Origin of the sequence: Pandoraea terrae (assembly GCF_902459695.1) — a bacterium.
In the GTDB taxonomy this organism is placed as follows: Bacteria; Pseudomonadota; Gammaproteobacteria; order Burkholderiales; family Burkholderiaceae; genus Pandoraea; species Pandoraea terrae.
On the sequence record NZ_CABPRZ010000023.1, the window covers coordinates 38,676 to 56,460 of the forward strand.

Here is a 17,785-nt window from a genome sequence, read left to right on the forward strand (position 1 = left end):
GGCAGGGAGACTCGGCGCCGGCGGGGAATATCCGGCGCGCAGATCAGATATCGCCCACGAGGATCAGAACACGTGACGCATCCCAAGCGTCACCGCCGTCTGGCGTTTCGTGCTCGATGCCGAATATCCGAACAACTGTGCGTACTTCGCGTCGCCGGCCGCCTGCTGTGCATTCAGCGTCAACGCGATATCGGTCCGCTTGGACAGGAAGTAGTCAGCCTGCAGGTTGACCTGGTGCCATTGCGGACGCGTCTCGATCACGTCGTATTTGCCGTTCGTGAAGCCGTAGGCCGCGCCGAGCACGAGCGCCGGCGTGACGTGGTAGTTCAAGGTCAGGTCGAAATTCTGCAGATGAAGATGCGTCTGATCGAGGTAAGTAAAGCGGACGTCGGTGAACAGCGCCCCGATGACGGCCGGTCCGATCGTGTAGAAGCCGCCGGTACCGAAGATGCGTTGCTGGCTCGCGGAGACGCTGGTGTGTACGGCACTCTTCGAAAACAGTAGCAGCGGGCTGGCGTAGTCATTGGCGATCGCGCCATCCGGATTCGTGCCGCTGAACGGCGAGTTGAACTGCGCGTACACCACGTTCCAGCTGAAATCCGAATGCGTATAGCCGAGACCCAGGCTGTAGGCATTGTTATTGCGGAAACCTGTGGCCGAGTTGCTGAAGCCGTACTGTGCCGTGCCTTGCAGACCGCGATACGTGGGGCTCACGTACTTGACCGAGTTCTGCATGCGAATGTCGTTGTAGCCGTTGTCGTTGTCACCGATATTCACCCCGTTGCTCGAGATGATGACCGGGCCGACGTAATCGTGCACCGTATCGTACTGGCGGCCCACCGTCAGCGTGCCCAGCGACTTGTCGGACAGCCCCACGTACGACTGGCGGCCGAATGCACGGCCGTTCTGCGCCGCCGTCCCGTTGACGACACTGAAGCCGGCTTCGATCGTGAAGATCGCCTTCGTACCGTTACCGAGATCCTCGCTGCCGCGCATGCCCCAGCGCGGATTCTGGTTGGTGCCGGACAGCGCTTGCCACGTCTTGCTGCCGCCCTGATTGCTCACATAGCCCACGCCGGCGGAAATCAGGCCGTACATCGTAACGTTGCTCTGGGCATGGGCGGCGCCCGCGCCGATCCCGAGCATGGCACACGTGCCCAACAGCCCGCAGCGGGCAAGAATCGAAGTCTTCATGGTATTTCTGGCGTATAGGAGTTCGGAAACCGCGCGTGGGGATCACGGCAGCGCAGGCCGAACTATAGGGAACGCCCTTGTATAAATATAATTTTGTTTATTTATACATCCATAAATTTGATTGATTTATCAAGCGCGGCGGTCATCCGCAGGGGATGGTGGGCATTGCGGACGGCCGGCGCGACGGCCGGCATATATAGCGCGCGTCAAAAAATGCGCGCCGCGGTGGCTCACTCCAGGGTGAACGAGTCGAAGAACTGGTCGATGACGTCCTGTGGCGGCGGCGTTTGCGCGAGGATGACCACCTGATAGGCATGCAAGCCGCGCGCTACGAAGCGCGCCGCCACGAAGCGCTCGCTCTTGTCCGACGCCTGCCCTGTCGCTTGCACGGCGACGCCCGGCACCGACGCGGCATTGCCCGCCTGCTTGATGGCGACCGCGCTCGGTGCGGCGTCGGTTTGGCCGATATTGGCGAGCAATCCGCGCTGAAGGTCGGCGAGGACGGCCGCCCGGAGTTGCGCGTCGTCACGCGGCAATGTCACAACGCCGACGGCATACAGCGTCTTGTCCACGCGCGCCGCCTGCATGAGCATCGGGAGCTTTTCGCCGGCGAGCGACACGTCGCGGGCGTCCTGCGTCGGCTTCGCCGGATACATCACGCCATAGCCGGCATCGGCGGCATGCACCTCGCGCCAGTCGAAATGCGGCGTACAGGCCATCAGGAACAGGGCGCAAAGAAGCGCGGCAACGACTCGGACAACAGGCAACATGGGCGACGGATGGCGTGTCGTGGGCAAGGCGTCCATTATGAGACATCCCGGCGCCCGACGGCGCCATCGCGCGCACGCAAATGCACACGGGGGCGGGCCGTACGCGCGCGGCTGAATAAGGGTAGAATCGTCGAAACCTCACTGCCATTCCCGTTTGCGCCATGACTGCATCGACCTCCCGTCCGCTTCCGCTCGGCAAACTTGTCGCCGTCGTGCTGGTGCTCGCCGTCGCGATCGCTGCGTATTTTGCGTTCGCCGGCGCCAAGCGCGCACCCGAAGCGAACTTCACGCTGCTGTCTGGACAAAAACTCGACACCAAGCAATTGCGCGGCAAGGTCTACCTCGTGAATTTCTGGGCGACGAGCTGTGTCACGTGCATGAAGGAAATGCCGACGATGGTGCAGACATACGAGAAATACAAGGGCCAGGGCCTGGAATTCGTCGCCGTCGCCATGAGCTACGACCCGCCGATGTACGTGATGAATTACGCGCAGTCGCGCCAGCTGCCGTTCAAGGTGGCCATGGATTCCGACGGCAGTGTCGCAAAGCAGTACGGCAACGTGCAACTGACGCCGACGACTTTCGTCGTCGATCGCGACGGCAAGATTCTCAAGCAGTATGTCGGCGAACCGGAGTATGCCGAGCTCAACCGGCTGCTCGAAAAAGCCTTGGCCAAGCAGGCTTGAGCGGCCTCGCGGCCTGACCAACGAACAAGCGCCCCTCGGGGCGCTTTTGTTTTTACGCCGCGGCGCGGTCAGCGCGCTCCTTCCTCAGCGCCCGCGCCGCGAGTATGTAATCCGTAACGTTTCAGCTTCTCGTAGAGCGTCGCCTTTGACACCTGCAACGCCTCGGCCGTCGCTGCGACATTGCCCTTGCTGTGCTCCAGCGCCTCCTGCAACACGCTGCGCTCGAAGCGCTCGACCTGCTCCTTGAGCGGCAACGGCGTGTTCTCGCCGCCCTCGGGCGTACTGGCCACGCCAAGCACGAGCCGATCCGCGGCGTTACGCAACTCACGTACATTGCCCGGCCAATCGGCTTGCATCAGTTCCTGCCGCAGCCGCTCGGACAGCAGCGGCGCCGGTCGCCCATAGCGCACGGCCGAATCTAGCAGGAAGTGTTCGAACAGGGGCAGGATGTCCTCGCGGCGTTCGCGCAGCGGCGGCAGCGACAAGGTCACGACGTTCAGGCGGTAATACAGATCGCGGCGGAACGCGCCTTCGCGCACCAGCGCCTCCATATCGCCCTTCGCGGCGGCCACAACGCGGCAATCGACACGAATCGGCTGGTTCGAACCCAAGCGCTCGAGCACGCCGTCCTGCAGCACGCGCAGCAGCTTGACCTGCAGCGCGGCGGGCATGCTCTCGATTTCGTCGAGAAACAGCGTACCGCCCGAAGCGTGTTCCAGTTTGCCGACACGACGTTTCGCCGCGCCGGTGAAAGCGCCGACTTCATGTCCGAACATTTCGCTCTCGAAGATCGCTTCGGGCAACGCGCCGCAATTGAGTGCGACGAACGGCGCGTCGCGGCGCGGCGACAGATCGTGCAAACTGCGCGCGACCATCTCCTTGCCGGTGCCCGTATCGCCGTTGATGAGCACCGGTGCGTCCGTCATTGCAACGTTGGCGATCAGTGCGCGCATCGTCTCCATCGCGGGACTGCGTCCGATGATGCGTGAGGCGCGGCCGCCCTGCTGGGCAAGTTCGCGCCGCAGGGCACGGTTCTCCAGCACGAGCTTGCGCGTTTCCAGCGCACGCTTGACGGATTCGATGAGCCGGTCAGGCGCGAACGGCTTCTCGATAAAATCGTAGGCGCCGTCGCGAATCGCCTGCACGGCCATGGAAATGTCGCCATGCCCCGTCACAAGGATGACCGGGATCTCCGGCGCATGCTGGCGGCAGTGGGCGAGCAGTTCGAGCCCGCTCATGCCGATGAGGCGGATGTCGCTGACCACGACGCCGGCGAACTCCGGCGAAAGGCGTTCGAGCGCGGCTTCGGCCGAGGCGAGGCCGAAGGCCTCGAGGCCGGCGAGCTGCAGGCTTTGCAGCGTGGCGCGGCGGACGAGTTCGTCGTCTTCGACGAAGAGGATTTGGAGATCGTTATACATCATTCCGGGGGGAAGCTTGTGAGCCAGACGGTGAAGCGCAAGGCGCTGCGCGTCGCAACGTCAGCAGAAACTCGGCGCCGCCGCCGGGCACGTTGCGCGCGACCAGCTGGCCGCCATGCTCCTGTGCAATCGACGACGAAATCGCAAGGCCAAGGCCCATGCCCTGGCCGCCTTCCTTGGTGCTGAAAAAGGGTTCGAACAGGCGCGCCATATGCGCGTCGGCAATGCCCGGCCCGTTATCGCCAACACGTATGCGCACCCACGTATCGTCGGCCGTGACGTCGACCCGAATGGACGGATGCGCGCTTCGCTGCGGGCCGTTCGAGACGGCGTCGACGGCGTTGCCGATCAGATTGATCAGGATCTGCTCGAGCCGCAGGCTCTCGCAGGCGACATCGACGTCGGCGCCCGGGATATCGCCGGCGAAGTCGATCACCAGCGCAATGTCGCGCAACCGCGCGCGCAGCAGCGTGCAGGTGTTGTCGAGCGCCCGGCGCACCGACGCCGTATGGCCTGCCGAACGGCGCGCCTTGCCGGCAAACAGCCGCAATTGGCCGGTGATCTTGCCCATGCGATCGGTGAGCGATGCAATCGCTTCGAGGTTCTCGCGCACGGCGTCATGATCGCCGCGATCGAACAGCAGGCGTGTGTTGTCGGAGAAGCTGCGCAATGCCGACAGCGGTTGATTCAGTTCATGCGTGATGCCCGCGGCCATCTGCCCGAGCGCCACCAGCTTGCTGGCCTGCACGAGCTCGCTTTGCGCCTCTCGCAGTTCGTGTTCCGTGCGCGCGCGCTCCTGTACTTCCGTCTGCAGGCGCGCGTTGGCCGATTGCAGATCGGCCGTGCGCTCCGCGACGCGTTCGTTCAGTTCGGCATAGGCGGTCTGCAGCAGCGTACGGCTGCGGAGCATGTCGGCCATGCGTTCGCGCCGCTGGTTCCACGCCACGCCGAGCAGGCAGGTAAACGCTGCAAGGCACGCGGCCGCAACTGCCGCGATACGCGCATTGACAACGACCTGGTCGAGCGGCGCGAAATAGATCAGGGTCCAGTCCGGCTCGCCCATCTTGCGGCGCACGGCGAGAAAGCGCCGGCTGTCGCGGCCCGCGCGGCCTTCGCGAATGGTCACGATGTCGCCGTCGGCGTCGAGCGCTTCGTCACCGGTCATCGACAAGGGTGTGATGCGCTGGTTGTAGTACTGGCGCGTGCGCTCGAGCGCCGCCCGCACATCTTCGGGCAAGGGCGCGAGCGAACGGTATTGCCAGCGCGGCTCCGACGACAGGAAGATCACGCCGTGGTCGTCCGTGACAACGACCGGCTCGGAGGCGTCTGCGCCGGCGCGCTGGAACCATTCGAGATTCAGTTTGACAACCACCACGCCGCGAATCTGGCCATCGACAACAATCGGCTGCGACACGAAATACCCCGGCTCGCCGGTGGTCGTGCCCACGCCATAGAAACGGCCCGTCGCCCCTTTGATGGCATCGATGAAATACGGACGGAAACGATATTCCTGACCGACGAACGTCGCCGCCTCGCGCCAGTTGCTGGACGCCAGTGCGACACCGCCCGCATCGATGACGTAAGCCGCCGACGCCTTCGCGCGCTGATTGACGTCGAACAGATAGTCATTCGCGCGCTGCACGCGCGCAGGATCTTTCGGATTCGCGAGCAGGTCGTGAACGAACGGATGCAGCGACAAGAGGTAGGGCAGGAATTCGTAACGGTCGACGGTGCTTTTCAGGCTGCCGGCGTAGCGCTCGACACGCGCGCCGGCGTTCACGCGCAACTCCGCCACGCCGCGCTGCCAACTGAGCGAATAAGTCATCAGGCAAAACGCTACGCACGCCGCCAGGATGGCGACGATCCACAGCCATCGGCGTATCAGCAAGGTCCTCTCCATCGCGGTGAACGGCGGGGCGCGTCACATGACGTGCTGCCCCCGCCGTCACTCACATGACGTGTCAGACCATTTCGAGCTCGCCCCGCGCAAGCGTTTGCTTGAGCTTGTTGTGATCGAGTTCCTTTTCCCAGGCCGACACGACGACCGTCGCCACACCGTTGCCGACGATGTTCGTCAACGCGCGGCACTCGCTCATGAAGCGGTCGATACCGAGAATCAGCACCATCCCGGCCACCGGGATGGTCGGAATCACGGCCAGCGTCGCGGCCAGGGTGATGAAGCCCGCGCCGGTCACGCCCGAGGCGCCCTTCGAGGTCAACATCGCCACCGCGAGCAGCGTCAGCTGTTGCGCCCACGTCAGGTCGGTGTTCGTCGCCTGTGCGATGAACAGCACGGCCATCGTCATGTAGATGTTGGTGCCGTCAAGGTTGAAGGAATAGCCCGTCGGGATCACGAGACCCACCACCGACTTCGAGCAGCCCAGCTTCTCCATCTTTTCCATCAGTTGCGGCAGCGCGGCTTCCGACGAGCTCGTGCCCAGCACGATCAGCAGTTCTTCCTTGATGTAGGCGATGAACTTCAGGATCGAGAAGCCGACCATCTTGGCGATGCCACCGAGCACGATCAGCACGAACAGCAAGGCCGTCAGGTAGAAGGTGCCCATCAGTTTCATCAACGGCAGCAGCGAGGCGATGCCGTACTTGCCGATGGTGAACGCCATCGCGCCGAACGCGCCGAGCGGGGCGACCTTCGTGATGATGTGCACGACCTGGAAGAACACGCTGGAGATCTTCTCGATGAACTCGGAGACGACCCGGCCGCGTTCGCCGACAATGGCCAGCGCTGCGCCGAACAGGATCGCGATCACGAGGATCTGCAGGATCTCGCCTTTGGCGAACGCATCGACAAAGGTATTCGGAATCAGATGCAGCAGGAACTCGCTCAAGCTCTCGCCGTGCGCGGCCTTCTCGGTGTAGGAGGCGATGGCCTTCGGATCGAGTGAGGCGATGTCGACGTTGAAGCCGGCGCCCGGCTTGAGCAGGTGCGTCGCTGCCAGGCCGATGAGCAGCGCGAAGGTCGAGACCACCTCAAAGTAGATCAGCGCCTTGCCGCCAACGCGGCCGACTTTCTTCATGTCCTGCATGCCGGCGATGCCCGCGACGACCGTACAGAAGATGATCGGTCCGATGATCATCTTGATCAGCTTGATGAAGCCGTCGCCGAGCGGCTTCATCTCGACCGCCAGGCTCGGACGGACATAGCCGAGCAGGATGCCGATGACGATGGCAATCAGCACCTGCACGTACAGGATGCGATAAAAGGGCTTTTTGGTCTGGGTATGCATGATGTTTCCTCTTGAACTGCGGGGCAAGCCGCCGTTCCGTTATCAGTCCGCCGTGTATCCGCGAATCTCGCTTTGCGCAAAGCGCATTTGCTCCTCCATCACCATCTGGGCCAATTCCTTCTTCAACTCGTTGAATTCGGTGCCGGCCGTATCGCGCGGCCGCGGCAGTTCGATGATGACGTCCCGTTTGACCGTTCCGGGCCGGTACGTCATCACCACCACGCGGTCCGCGAGGTAAATCGACTCCTCGATACTGTGGGTCACGAAAATGATGGTCTTCTTGAATTCCTGCCAAATGCGCAGCAACTCGTCCTGCAAGGTCCGGCGCGTTAATGCATCCAGCGCGCCGAACGGCTCGTCCATCAGCAAGATCGGGCTGTCGAGCGCGAGCACGCGGGCAATCGCCACGCGCTGGCGCATGCCGCCCGACAGGTCGCGCGGGTAGCGATCGCGAAACTCGCGCAGGTTGAGCTTGCCGAGCAGCAGGTCGACACGGGCGTTGATATCGGCCCGCTTCATGCCCTTGATCTCCAGACCGAAGGCGATGTTCTGTGCAACCGTCATCCACGGGAACAGCGCATATTCCTGGAAGACCATGCCGCGGTCCGGACCGGGTTCGGCAGCCGCGTCGGCACGTCCGTCGATCTTGATCTCGCCCGAGGTCGGCGCGACAAAGCCGGCCAGCGCATTGAGCAGGGTCGACTTGCCACAACCCGACGGACCGAGCAGGCAGACGAACTCGCCCTCGGCGATCGACAGGTCGATGTCCTTGAGGGCGTCCACCGTGCCGCCGGGAATCGGGAACTGCTTGTTGACGTTTTCGATCTGGATCAGCATGGCGCTTCCTTATTTCGTCTCGAGGCCACGGTGCCACTTGAGCAGGTGGTTGTTGAGGCGGTCCATGCCGAGGTCGATGATGAGCCCCAGCACGCCGATGGTCAGCATGCCGGCGATGATCTTGTCCGACCACATGTATTCGCGCGCTTCCAGGATGCGGTAGCCGAGTCCGTTGTTCACGGCGATCATCTCGGCCACGATCACGACGATGAACGCCGTCCCGATGCCGATGCGAATGCCCGACAGGATGTAGGGCGTCGCGGCCGGCATGATGACGCGGCGGAAGATCGTCAGCTTGTTCGCGCCGAGATTGCGCGCGGCGCGCAGGAAAATGCCGTCGACGTGACGCACCCCGGCGATGGTGTTCATCAGCACCGGGAAAAACGCGCCAAGCGCAATCAGGAAGAACGCCGGCGGGTTGCCCAGGCCGAACCACAGGATCGCGAGGGGGATGTATGCGATCGGCGGAATCGGACGCACCACCTGCACGAGCGGATTGAAGAGTCCGTACAGGCGCGTGCTCGTGCCCATCAGCAGGCCCAGCGGCAGCGCGATGATGGTGCCCACGCAGAAACCCATGATCACCCGATACAGGCTATTCGCAGCGTCGGTCATCAGTTCGCTCGAATGCAGCCAGGCGGCCAAGCCGTTGTCGGCGAGCGCCTGCGTCGGCAACAGGTACTCCCACCACTTGGCGAGCACCGCAAGCGGCGACGGCAGGATGATCGGATTGATCCAGCCCAGGCCGGTGACCGCCTGCCAGATCAATACGACGACGACAGGAATGAGCGCGCCACGCAGGGCGCGTAAAGTCCGGTTGGACACGTGCGCAGCCATGACGACCTCACTTGATGTTCAGCTTGGCCTTGGCCTTCGCGAGCAAATCGAGCTTGACCCAGTCGTCTGCCTTGGGCACCGGGACCTGCAGCTTGCCAACCCCGTACTGTTTCATCAGGTCGGTGGTCAGTTGCACATGCGAGACGGTCAGGTCATAGCTGTACGGCGAATTCCCGATGCCGTCCTTGAAGTCTTGCGGGCTGATCTGGTTCTTGAACATGTCCTCGCGCACATACTTCTCGGCCAGTGCGGGGTTCTTGATGAACGTATCGGTCGCTTCGACGAAGGCGTACATCACACGCTGCGCGACTTCCGGCTTTTCCTTGTATAGCTTCTCGGTGATGACAAGCGCGCGCACCGGCTCGCCAAGCGGCGTGTCGTACGGCTTGAGCACTTCCACGCCGAAGCCCTTGTTGATCGCCTGCGAGGCTTGCGGCTCCGATTGGCACATTGCATCGATGCTGCCGGCGGCGAGCGCCTGGTTCAGATCGGCGTAGGCCATGAACAGGATCTGGACGTCCTTGCCCGGCTGATCGGACCACGTCAGGCCGGCCTTGGCCAGTTCGGCATAGAGGATCAGTTCCTGTGCGCCGCCGCGTGCCACGCCGACTTTCTTGCCCTTCAGGTCGGCGGCCTTCGTGACCGTCAGCCCCTTCCTCGCCACCAGGCGCACGCCGCCCTTGGCGAAGCCGGCGACGGCGTAAATCGGGGCGCCCTGCGCTCGGCCGGCGATGGCGGCGTCGAGTGCGCTGGCGGAGACGTCAACCTGGCCGGCCACGATCGCCGGCATGATGTCGACGCCCTTGGCGAACATCCGCTCTTCGATCTTCAAGCCGTATTTCGGTCCGATGACCTTCATGTACGACACGGCACCGTAATGGGCGAATTTCAAATTGCCCAGGCGGACAACGTCGTCGGCAAACGCGTGAAGGGAGGCCGCACACAGAACTGCGGCGGCAAGGCATTGCTTGAGCATGGAGTCTCCTCTTGGTCTTTTCGCTGTTCGTCGCCACGCCGACCGTCTATGGAATTTCGGAAAGCGCAGACGTCGACGCGACACGGGTTACATAAAGCAAGCACCGTGCCAGATTGCTAACGCCTTGATTTTAAAGTTGTCGACTCAGGAAAACCCGATAGCGGTTTGTCCGGAATTACAGAAAATCTACGCCCGATCCGTCTGGATATCCAGAATTTTTTTGACGGATGGTGCGGGCGCGGAAGATGTGCGGGGTGGCGCGGGTGATGGAGAAAGACCCGGGCCTGTTCACGCTAGGCGGCGTCTTGCGCGTCGAGCGGCGCCTCTTGATAGCCGAGACCGGCAGAAATGGCGACAGCGCAAGCCGAAAGCCGCGCGGCGATATCGGGCAGCAGTGCGCGTGTCATGCGTGACGACGGGCCCGACGCCGACAGCGCTGCCACGACTTCACCCGTCGCGTCGCGCACCGGCACAGCCACCGAGACCGCCTCCGGCGTCAATTCGCCGAAGCTGACCGCGCAATCCTTGCTGCGCACATTGCCGAGCTCGGTGAAGAGTTCGTCGCGCTCCGTCAGCGTGCCGGACGTGAAGCGGCGCCGCGGACGACCGAGGACCTGCGCGCGTACATCGTCGGCGGAGAAGGCCAGCAGTACCTTGCCGGATGCGCCGACGTACAGCGGACGGCGATTGCCGACGACACCGTGCATACGCAGTTCGTGCGTCGACTCCACGCGTGCAACACAAAGCGACTCGAGACCGTCACGCACGCGCAACTGGATGTTTTCGTTGAGCGCGCGGCCGAGGGTTTGCATGTGGCGATGCGCAATCTTCACGAGATTGACCTGTTCATGCGCGGCGACGCCGAGCACCAATGCCTGGGGGCCGAGCACATAGGTCACGGGATCGCCCTCGCGGACCACCCAGCGATGCATCTCCAACGTGGCCAGCAACCGGAACGCGCGCGATTTGTTGAGCCCCGCGCGCTGCGACAATTCCGTCACGCCGAGGCCCGGGCACTCGCCCACCAGCGACAACAGCGAGAGCGCCGTGTCGACCGAAGCTACCTTGTAATCCATCAAACTTCCTCGCTGTGTCGTTCCGCGTAGGCGGCAAGCGCCGCCAGAAAGCGCGTGAGGTTGGCCTGCAACTGCGCGAAACCCTCATGTTTCTCGCAGCTTTCTTCGTTCATGTAGAGGGCGCGGTTGATTTCGATCTGGATGCTGTGCCGGCGGTGTTCGGGATGGCCGAACAGGCGCACCAGATCGCCGCCGCGGTAAGGCGTGTTGTACGTCGCCTTGTAACCGAACTGATTGAAGTGCTGCACCACCCAACGGGAGAACGATGGATCGGCCGACGTGCCTTCCCGATCGCTGACAACGATGTCGGGGCGCAGCTCGCCCGGATCAAGATTCATGGCGTTGCCGCGCGACTTCATCGAATGACAATTGATGTGCCAGACGATGCCGGCGCGATGCCATGCCGCGTCGATTTCATCGCGCACGGCGTGCCGGTAGGGCGTGTAGTAGTCGTGCACACGCCGTTCGACTTCGGCGACGGACAAGGGCCGGTCGTAAAGCGGCACCCCGGGCAAGGCGAGGCGCCGGATCAACCCCATGCCGCGGGCGCTGTAATCGCTCGGACGCGCATCATGCGGCCACATCTGGTCCAGCAGGTCGGGATCGATATCATGGGGCGCGCGGTTCGGATCGATGTACGCGCGCGGAAACAGCGCGCCGATCAGCGTGGCGCCGTGCTGCGACGCGGCGGACCAGAGTTCGTCGACGTGCGCATCCCAGCTGGCGTAAATAGCCGACGTTGGCGCGACCGGATCGAAGTCAGCCGGGAAGACGATGCCGCTGTGCGGGGAATCGAGCACCAGCGGCAGACGTCCGCCCTTGGGGACTTCCACGAAGTAACGACCGTCGATGACGTGACGCGACATGGGACCTCCTCGCAAGCCGGCACGCGTTTCATGGAGCGAAACATGGTTCTCTCATTCTGAAACGAAAACCGGTGTCGGGCAAGGTCCCGCTTATTACGGGATGTTTGTCGACTTACAGTCGTTATTCCGCAGCGATCAGATCGCGTCCGCGACGCCGGCTTCGTGCGCCTGCACGTCGGCGTGGTAGCTCGAGCGCACCATCGCCCCCACGGCGGCGTGCGTGAAGCCCATCTTGTAGGCCTCTTCCTCGAACATCTTGAACGTATCCGGCGTGACGTAACGGCGCACGGCCAGGTGGTGCTCCGACGGTTGCAGATACTGGCCGATGGTCAGCATATCGACGTTGTGCGCACGCAGATCGCGCATGACGTCGAGGATTTCCTCGTCAGTTTCGCCAAGACCGACCATCAGGCCGGACTTCGTCGCCACGTCGGGGTGCTTCGCCTTGAACTCCTTGAGGAGGTTGAGCGAGTGCTGGTAGTCGGACCCCGGGCGCGCCTCCTTGTAAAGGCGCGGCACCGTTTCCAGATTGTGATTCATGACGTCGGGCGGTGCGGCATTGAGAATCCCCAACGCACGGTCGAGACGCGCGCGGAAGTCCGGCGTCAGGATCTCGATGCGCGTCGTCGGCGACAGTTCGCGCACATGGCGGATGCAATCGACGAAATGCTGGGCCCCGCCGTCACGGAGATCGTCGCGGTCGACGCTGGTGATCACGACGTATTTGAGGCGCATCGCGGCGATGGTCTTCGCGAGATTGAGCGGCTCATCCGCGTCGAGCGGATCGGGCCGGCCGTGACCGACGTCGCAAAACGGGCAGCGGCGCGTGCATTTGTCGCCCATGATCATGAACGTGGCCGTGCCCTTGCCGAAGCATTCGCCGATGTTCGGACAGCTGGCCTCTTCGCAGACCGTATGCAGATTATGCTCGCGCAGGATCTGCTTGATTTCATAGAAACGGGAGTTATGGGTGGCCGCCTTGACGCGGATCCATTCGGGTTTCTTGAGACGCTCGATCGGCACCACCTTGATCGGGATGCGCGCCGTCTTGGCCTGCGATTTCTGCTTGGCGGTGGCGTCGTATTCGCCGTCGACGGTACGGACTTCCTTCGTCGCGGATTCGGGGGTGGTCACGGTGGTGGTCATGAGGCTTCCAGTCAGGGCGCGGCGGTGATCGGTTGGCCCGACGCGCATTGCTGTTCGAAGTGGCGGCCAAGCTGCTGCGCCAGGCGCGCGGCCACTTCATCCCAGCGGGCGGCCACGCCGAGCGTGGCCATGTCAACGGTTTGCAGGCCGGCGTAGCCGCACGGATTGATCCAGTCGAACGGGCGCAGGTCCATGGCGACGTTCAAACTGACGCCGTGATAGCTGCAACCGTTGCGGATCTTGAGCCCGAGGGCGGCGATCTTGGCGCCGGCATACGCCGTGACGGCCTCGCCCTGGCTCACATAGATGCCCGGCGCGCCGGCCCGGCGCTCAACGGCGAGATTATACGCTCCCAGCGTGTCGATCGCCGCCTGCTCGATCAGACGCACCATTTCGCGCACCATGAGCTTGCGGCGGCGCAGGTCGATCAGCAAATAGGCGACCACCTGACCGGGGCCGTGATAGGTAATCTGGCCGCCCCGGTCGACCTTGACGAGCGGGATGCCGGTGTCGGCGATGAGCAGATGCGCAGGATCTCCGGCGAGGCCGAGGGTATAGACGGGCGGGTGCTGTACCAGCCAGAGCTGGTCGGGCGTGTCCGGGCCACGTGCGTCGGTCATCGCACGCATCGCGTCGAACGTCGTGGCGTAGTCTTCCGTGCCGCGCCAGCACACTTCAATCGGAACATTCATGGCGCAAGTTTACCCAAACCGGCGCCATTCTGCTGGTGAGGTTTTACCCGGCGAAACCGTACCCGGCGCCCGCCGGCGTTATTTCCCGCCGAGCCCCCCGAGCCCCCCGAGCCCCCCGAGCCCCCGAGCCCGCCGAGCCCCATTACGCAGATCTACGCCGCAGCGGGGCAGGAGATGTCCTCGCGGGCCGCCCGCCGACCGGCCAGCCACCGGCTCAACAGACGCAACGGCGAGAAACGGCGGCTCACGTGCCGCTCGAGCTGCGCTTGCGCCGCAGCTTCGGACGACAGCCAGTACCGGCGGCCCGGTTCGACTTGAAGACGTTGGCCGGGCTTGAGCCAGTAGTCGGCAGGATCGCCGGCGCGGGTGACCCAGACGGCGGCGCCGCGCGCCACCAGCGTGTGCTCGTGGTGAAAATCGAGACTGATCACTTCGCCCGGGCGCAGCCCGTAGAAATATTGGACCTTTGTCAAATTGCTTTGCATTTTGCGGCCTCCGTCTCTTACAAGAGAATGACTCAATCATAGGGACTGCCAAGTCATAAACAAAACGACAAATTTTCAAGCTTTTGCTAGTATTCCTCACATGGACCTGAGGAAACTTCCCAATCTGAGCGCCTTGCGCGCTTTCGAGGCGGCTGCACGGCTCGAGAGCTTTTCGCGTGCCGCCGAGGAGTTGTTCGTCACGCACGGGGCCATCAGCCATCAGATCCGTGCACTGGAACAGGAATTGTGCGTGACGTTGTTCGCGCGCAACGGGAAGCGCATCAGCCTGACGACGGCCGGGCGCCAGTACGCCGCGTCGATCCGCGCCGCCCTGTTCGACATCGCGCAGGCCACGCGCACCTTGCAGGCGGGTACGCGCAGTGAACGGCGGCTTGTGCTGTCGACCATGCCGTCGTTCGCCGGCCGCTGGCTCACGCCACGCATCGGGCGGTTCATCGACCGCCACCCCGAACTCGAAGTCGAACTACGCTGCAGCGCCGATCTCGTCGATTTCGATCGCGACGATGTCGACGTGGCGCTGCGGCTTGGCAAGGGCGGCTGGCCCGGGCTGCATGTCGAAGCCGTGCTTCAGGAGGTGTTCTTCCCTGCCTGCAGTCCGCGCTACAACGGCGGGAAGCTTCCGCAAACGCTGGAGGAACTGCGCGGGAGCACGTTGCTGCGGTCGGTGGGCGAGCCCTGGCAGCCGTGGTTCGAGGCGGCGGGCCATGGCGACTGGCCCGAGCCCGCTCACGGCATGCTGTACCAGGATTCAGGGATGCTCTCGCAGGCGGCGATCGTCGGCCAAGGGGTGGCGCTCGTACGGCGCTCACTGGCCGTCGGTGACATCATGGCGGGGCGTCTGGTACGCCTGTTCGACGTCGACAGTCCTTGCGAATGGACGTACTACTTCGTCTGCCCGCCGGCGGCTTTCCAGACGGAGCGCGTGCGGGTGTTCTATCAGTGGTTCATGGAAGAAATCGCGGCGTTCAAGGCGACGATGAACGTGCATCGCTGCAGCACGCCGCTGCCGGCCGGCTCCATGGCGGCCCTGCGCCCCGATGTGCCCGGCGTGGGCGATGTTCTGGCGCTGCCGCCGCTCGGAATTCGCGGCGCGCCGGAGATCACCGAATCCCCCGATGACTCCGCATCGCCCCCCGGCGGATGAGACGTGCCCAGCGCCTGTTCAGGCCCTACAGCACTACAGTCACCATTGGATGGCCCGACAGCGCGCGGTACATGTCATCGAGATGCGCGCGGCTTTCGGCGCGCACCGTCACGGTCAGGCCCAGATAGTTGCCGGCGCGCGACGGCCGCATTTCGACGCGAGCGGCGTCGAATTGCGCATCGAAAGTTTTCAACAGGGCAATGATGGTGTCGGCGAAATCCGGTTGCATCTTCCCCATCACCTTGATGGGAAAGTCGCATGGAAATTCCAGCAACGACTCGTTGACGGGTGTCATGCAGCCCCCTTCGCTCGCTGATACGCGGCATACAACGCGCGGAACACCGGTCCGGGCACGCCCGCACCGACCGGCTTGCCGTCGAGCTGCACGACAGCCAGCACCTCCTTGGTCGCCGACGTGATCAGCAGCTCGTCGGCGGCGCGCACTTCGGCCTCGCCGATGGCGCGTGCCGAAAAAGGCACCCCGCACGCTGCGCAGAGTTGCTCCAGCAGGGTGTAGCGGATGCCCTCCAGAATGAGATTATCGCGCGGCGGGGCGAACATTTGCCCGTTTTTCACGACCCACACGTTGCTCGACGATCCCTCGGTCAGGAAACCGCCGCGGAACTGCAGGGTCTCCATCGCGTCGTTCTCGGCCGCATGCTGGGCCATCAGGACGTTGCCGAGCAGCGATGTCGATTTGATGTGACAGTTCTGCCACCGGCGGTCTTCGTGCGTCACGGCGGCGACGCCCTGCTCCACTTTCTCGGCATTCGGCAGCGTCAGCGGCGTGGCGATACCGTACACGGTCGGTTTGGCGTCGCGCGGGAATGCATGCTGGCGCGGCGCGACGCCGCGCGTCACCTGAAGATAGACGCTGCAGGGATCGCTGCCGCAGGCATCGGCCAGGCGCTGCACGAGGGCGGCCCATTCGTCGCGCGAATACGGGTTCGCGATGCGCACTTCGGCAAGGCTGCGTTCGAGCCTGTCGAGGTGGGGGGCCAGCCGGAACGGCTTGCCGGCATAGACCGGCACGACTTCATAGATACCGTCGCCGAACAGAAAGCCGCGGTCGAGCACCGAAATCTTGGCATCGGCCAGCGGCACGAGTTCGCCGTTGAGCCAGACAATGGGATTGTCCATTTGGGAAAACCTTTTACTTCTTGACGAACATCAGGCGCAGAGCGTCCCACGCGCGGCCGATGATGCCGGCCTGAGGCACATCCGACAGGGCCACGACCGGGAATTCGGCCAGTTGCTTTCCGTCGGCCACGACCTTGACCGCGCCGACCACGGCGCCGTCGGCGATCGGCGCCACCAGCGGCTCGCGCAGTTCCAGCACCGGCTTGATCTTGTCGGCCATGCCCTTCGGCACAGTGATGAACTGGTCACGCTTGACGCCGACCTTCAGTTCGTTTTCCTTGCCCTTCCAGATCTTCGGCGTCGCGACGGCCTGGTTCGCGCCGTAGACGCGCAACGTGTCGAAGTTCTGGTACGCGTAGTTGAGCGCTGACAGGCTGTCCTGCACGCGCGCACGTTCGGTCGGCTCGCCAACGACCACCGACAGCACGCGACGGCTCACGCCCGGCGCATTCGGCAGCGGGCGCGACGCCGACGACACCAGGCAGTAGCCGGCTTCATTGGTGTGGCCGGTCTTCAGGCCGTCGACCGTCGGGTCGAGCGACAGCAGGCGGTTACGATTCGGCTGACGGATATTGTTGTACGTAAAGCTCTTCACCGAGTAAATCGAGTAGAACTCCGGAAAGTCCTTGATCATGCGCGTCGACAGCGTGGCCAGATCCGCCACGGTCGTGTAATGCTGCGGATCGGTCAGGCCGTCGACGTTGGTGTAATGCGTGCTCTTCAGGCCCAGACGCTGCGCGCCGCGGTTCATGAGTTCGACGAAGCCGGCTTGCGAGCCGCCGACCAACTCGGCCAGCGCGATCGAGGCGTCGTTGCCCGACTGCACGATCATGCCGTACACGAGGTCGTGCACGGAAATCGGCTTGCCGGCTTCGATGAAGGTGCGTGATTCGTCGCGGCCGACCTTGCGCACCGACTCGCTCGGCAGCACGGTCTGTTCCATCGAAATGCGCTTGTCCTTCAAGGCCTCGAAGACGAGGTACGTCGTCATGATCTTGGTCAGCGACGCCGGTTCGATACGCGCATCGGGGTTACCGGCGGCGAGCATCTGGCCGCTGGTGACATCGATGATCGTCCAGGCCTTGGCCGTCATCGGCGGCGGCGGGATCTGGGCACGAGCGGGAAGCGAAACGAGGGAGGCAGCGGACAGCAATGCCGCGGCACTGGCGGCACGGGACAGCGAAGCAGTGAATTTCATCGGCGAAATGAGAGGCGGTGGAGCATCGGTCGGACAGTGGGCGGGGCCAGCGGC

At 63.7% G+C, this 17,785-nt stretch carries 18 protein-coding genes; 2 read left to right on the plus strand and 16 right to left on the minus strand.

The genetic code is table 11. The annotated features are described in order from the left end of the window. Positions 1 to 63: 63 nt before the first annotated feature. Together PTE30175_RS21570 and PTE30175_RS21575 are read right to left on the minus strand one after the other, a co-directional pair. Positions 64 to 1,194, minus strand: a complete 1,131-nt coding sequence (locus tag PTE30175_RS21570; protein WP_150699122.1) for a porin — start codon at positions 1,192 to 1,194, stop codon at positions 64 to 66. A 230-nt stretch (positions 1,195 to 1,424) separates the two neighbouring features. Continuing rightward, on the minus strand, positions 1,425 to 2,000 hold the full coding sequence (locus tag PTE30175_RS21575) for a hypothetical protein (protein ID WP_150699123.1): 576 nt from the start codon (positions 1,998 to 2,000) through the stop codon (positions 1,425 to 1,427). Positions 2,001 to 2,125: 125 nt separating this feature from the next. Here PTE30175_RS21575 and PTE30175_RS21580 point away from each other — a divergent pair, with 125 nt between their 5' ends. Beyond that, complete coding sequence (locus tag PTE30175_RS21580; protein WP_150699124.1) at positions 2,126 to 2,650, plus strand: TlpA disulfide reductase family protein; 525 nt, start codon at positions 2,126 to 2,128, stop codon at positions 2,648 to 2,650. A gap of 68 nt (positions 2,651 to 2,718) precedes the next feature. On the opposite strand, the gene PTE30175_RS21585 is transcribed toward PTE30175_RS21580, so the two are convergent. From PTE30175_RS21585 to PTE30175_RS21635, 11 genes are all read right to left on the minus strand, one after another. After that, positions 2,719 to 4,068, minus strand: a complete 1,350-nt coding sequence (locus tag PTE30175_RS21585) for a sigma-54-dependent transcriptional regulator (RefSeq protein ID WP_150699173.1) — start codon at positions 4,066 to 4,068, stop codon at positions 2,719 to 2,721. After that, on the minus strand, positions 4,061 to 5,956 hold the full coding sequence (locus PTE30175_RS21590) for a sensor histidine kinase (RefSeq protein WP_224788911.1): 1,896 nt from the start codon (positions 5,954 to 5,956) through the stop codon (positions 4,061 to 4,063). Before PTE30175_RS21590 ends, PTE30175_RS21585 begins: the two co-directional genes overlap by 8 nt. 73 nt (positions 5,957 to 6,029) lie before the next feature. Continuing rightward, positions 6,030 to 7,313 carry a dicarboxylate/amino acid:cation symporter gene (locus tag PTE30175_RS21595; protein ID WP_150699125.1) on the minus strand — a complete coding sequence of 428 codons (1,284 nt, stop codon included), beginning with the start codon at positions 7,311 to 7,313 and terminating at the stop codon, positions 6,030 to 6,032. 42 nt (positions 7,314 to 7,355) lie between these two features. Then, positions 7,356 to 8,150: an ABC transporter ATP-binding protein gene (locus PTE30175_RS21600; RefSeq protein ID WP_150699126.1), complete on the minus strand. Its 795-nt coding sequence runs from the start codon at positions 8,148 to 8,150 to the stop codon at positions 7,356 to 7,358. A 9-nt stretch (positions 8,151 to 8,159) separates the two neighbouring features. Then, on the minus strand, positions 8,160 to 8,987 hold the full coding sequence (locus PTE30175_RS21605) for an ABC transporter permease (RefSeq protein ID WP_150699127.1): 828 nt from the start codon (positions 8,985 to 8,987) through the stop codon (positions 8,160 to 8,162). 7 nt (positions 8,988 to 8,994) lie between these two features. Continuing rightward, positions 8,995 to 9,963 (minus strand): ABC transporter substrate-binding protein, encoded by a 969-nt coding sequence (locus PTE30175_RS21610; RefSeq protein WP_150699128.1) that lies wholly within the window; start codon positions 9,961 to 9,963, stop codon positions 8,995 to 8,997. 293 nt (positions 9,964 to 10,256) lie between these two features. Then, positions 10,257 to 11,039 carry an IclR family transcriptional regulator gene (locus PTE30175_RS21615; protein ID WP_150699129.1) on the minus strand — a complete coding sequence of 261 codons (783 nt, stop codon included), beginning with the start codon at positions 11,037 to 11,039 and terminating at the stop codon, positions 10,257 to 10,259. Next, a complete protein-coding gene (locus tag PTE30175_RS21620) occupies positions 11,039 to 11,905 on the minus strand; it encodes an N-formylglutamate amidohydrolase (protein WP_150699130.1) in 867 nt (288 codons plus the stop codon). The genes PTE30175_RS21615 and PTE30175_RS21620 overlap by 1 nt, the downstream gene beginning before the upstream one ends. 135 nt (positions 11,906 to 12,040) lie before the next feature. Then, the gene (gene lipA / locus PTE30175_RS21625; RefSeq protein WP_224788912.1) at positions 12,041 to 13,051 is read right to left on the minus strand and encodes a lipoyl synthase; all 1,011 of its coding nucleotides are present in this window, start codon (positions 13,049 to 13,051) and stop codon (positions 12,041 to 12,043) included. A gap of 11 nt (positions 13,052 to 13,062) precedes the next feature. Further along, positions 13,063 to 13,743: a lipoyl(octanoyl) transferase LipB gene (lipB, locus tag PTE30175_RS21630; protein WP_150699131.1), complete on the minus strand. Its 681-nt coding sequence runs from the start codon at positions 13,741 to 13,743 to the stop codon at positions 13,063 to 13,065. A 152-nt stretch (positions 13,744 to 13,895) separates the two neighbouring features. Beyond that, positions 13,896 to 14,228, minus strand: a complete 333-nt coding sequence (locus PTE30175_RS21635) for a DUF2917 domain-containing protein (protein WP_150699132.1) — start codon at positions 14,226 to 14,228, stop codon at positions 13,896 to 13,898. Positions 14,229 to 14,328: 100 nt separating this feature from the next. On the opposite strand from PTE30175_RS21635, the gene PTE30175_RS21640 reads away from it, so the two are divergent. Then, positions 14,329 to 15,393: a transcriptional regulator GcvA gene (locus PTE30175_RS21640; RefSeq protein WP_150699133.1), complete on the plus strand. Its 1,065-nt coding sequence runs from the start codon at positions 14,329 to 14,331 to the stop codon at positions 15,391 to 15,393. Positions 15,394 to 15,418: 25 nt separating this feature from the next. Here PTE30175_RS21640 and PTE30175_RS21645 read toward each other — a convergent pair whose 3' ends face one another. Genes PTE30175_RS21645 through PTE30175_RS21655 form a run of 3 tightly spaced genes read right to left on the minus strand, consistent with a single transcriptional unit; the run spans position 15,419 to position 17,731 of the window. Continuing rightward, a complete protein-coding gene (locus PTE30175_RS21645; RefSeq protein WP_150699134.1) occupies positions 15,419 to 15,688 on the minus strand; it encodes a DUF493 family protein in 270 nt (89 codons plus the stop codon). Continuing rightward, on the minus strand, positions 15,685 to 16,533 hold the full coding sequence (locus PTE30175_RS21650; RefSeq protein WP_150699135.1) for a D-amino acid aminotransferase: 849 nt from the start codon (positions 16,531 to 16,533) through the stop codon (positions 15,685 to 15,687). The genes PTE30175_RS21645 and PTE30175_RS21650 overlap by 4 nt, the downstream gene beginning before the upstream one ends. A 13-nt stretch (positions 16,534 to 16,546) precedes the next feature. Continuing rightward, positions 16,547 to 17,731, minus strand: a complete 1,185-nt coding sequence (locus PTE30175_RS21655; RefSeq protein ID WP_150699136.1) for a D-alanyl-D-alanine carboxypeptidase family protein — start codon at positions 17,729 to 17,731, stop codon at positions 16,547 to 16,549. Positions 17,732 to 17,785: the final 54 nt, after the last annotated feature.

Bases quoted from the DNA above. Each gene is read 5' to 3' on its own strand.
- PTE30175_RS21635 (WP_150699132.1), bottom strand. From the start codon at position 14,228: ATGCAAAGCAATTTGACAAAGGTCCAATATTTCTACGGGCTGCGCCCG.
- PTE30175_RS21585 (WP_150699173.1), bottom strand. From the start codon at position 4,068: ATGTATAACGATCTCCAAATCCTCTTCGTCGAAGACGACGAACTCGTC.
- PTE30175_RS21655 (WP_150699136.1), bottom strand. From the start codon at position 17,731: ATGAAATTCACTGCTTCGCTGTCCCGTGCCGCCAGTGCCGCGGCATTG.
- PTE30175_RS21640 (WP_150699133.1), top strand. From the start codon at position 14,329: ATGGACCTGAGGAAACTTCCCAATCTGAGCGCCTTGCGCGCTTTCGAG.
- PTE30175_RS21605 (WP_150699127.1), bottom strand. From the start codon at position 8,987: ATGGCTGCGCACGTGTCCAACCGGACTTTACGCGCCCTGCGTGGCGCG.
- PTE30175_RS21570 (WP_150699122.1), bottom strand. From the start codon at position 1,194: ATGAAGACTTCGATTCTTGCCCGCTGCGGGCTGTTGGGCACGTGTGCC.
- lipB (WP_150699131.1), bottom strand. From the start codon at position 13,743: ATGAATGTTCCGATTGAAGTGTGCTGGCGCGGCACGGAAGACTACGCC.
- PTE30175_RS21575 (WP_150699123.1), bottom strand. From the start codon at position 2,000: ATGGACGCCTTGCCCACGACACGCCATCCGTCGCCCATGTTGCCTGTT.
- PTE30175_RS21580 (WP_150699124.1), top strand. From the start codon at position 2,126: ATGACTGCATCGACCTCCCGTCCGCTTCCGCTCGGCAAACTTGTCGCC.
- PTE30175_RS21650 (WP_150699135.1), bottom strand. From the start codon at position 16,533: ATGGACAATCCCATTGTCTGGCTCAACGGCGAACTCGTGCCGCTGGCC.
- PTE30175_RS21615 (WP_150699129.1), bottom strand. From the start codon at position 11,039: ATGGATTACAAGGTAGCTTCGGTCGACACGGCGCTCTCGCTGTTGTCG.
- lipA (WP_224788912.1), bottom strand. From the start codon at position 13,051: ATGACCACCACCGTGACCACCCCCGAATCCGCGACGAAGGAAGTCCGT.
- PTE30175_RS21610 (WP_150699128.1), bottom strand. From the start codon at position 9,963: ATGCTCAAGCAATGCCTTGCCGCCGCAGTTCTGTGTGCGGCCTCCCTT.
- PTE30175_RS21645 (WP_150699134.1), bottom strand. From the start codon at position 15,688: ATGACACCCGTCAACGAGTCGTTGCTGGAATTTCCATGCGACTTTCCC.
- PTE30175_RS21600 (WP_150699126.1), bottom strand. From the start codon at position 8,150: ATGCTGATCCAGATCGAAAACGTCAACAAGCAGTTCCCGATTCCCGGC.
- PTE30175_RS21595 (WP_150699125.1), bottom strand. From the start codon at position 7,313: ATGCATACCCAGACCAAAAAGCCCTTTTATCGCATCCTGTACGTGCAG.
- PTE30175_RS21620 (WP_150699130.1), bottom strand. From the start codon at position 11,905: ATGTCGCGTCACGTCATCGACGGTCGTTACTTCGTGGAAGTCCCCAAG.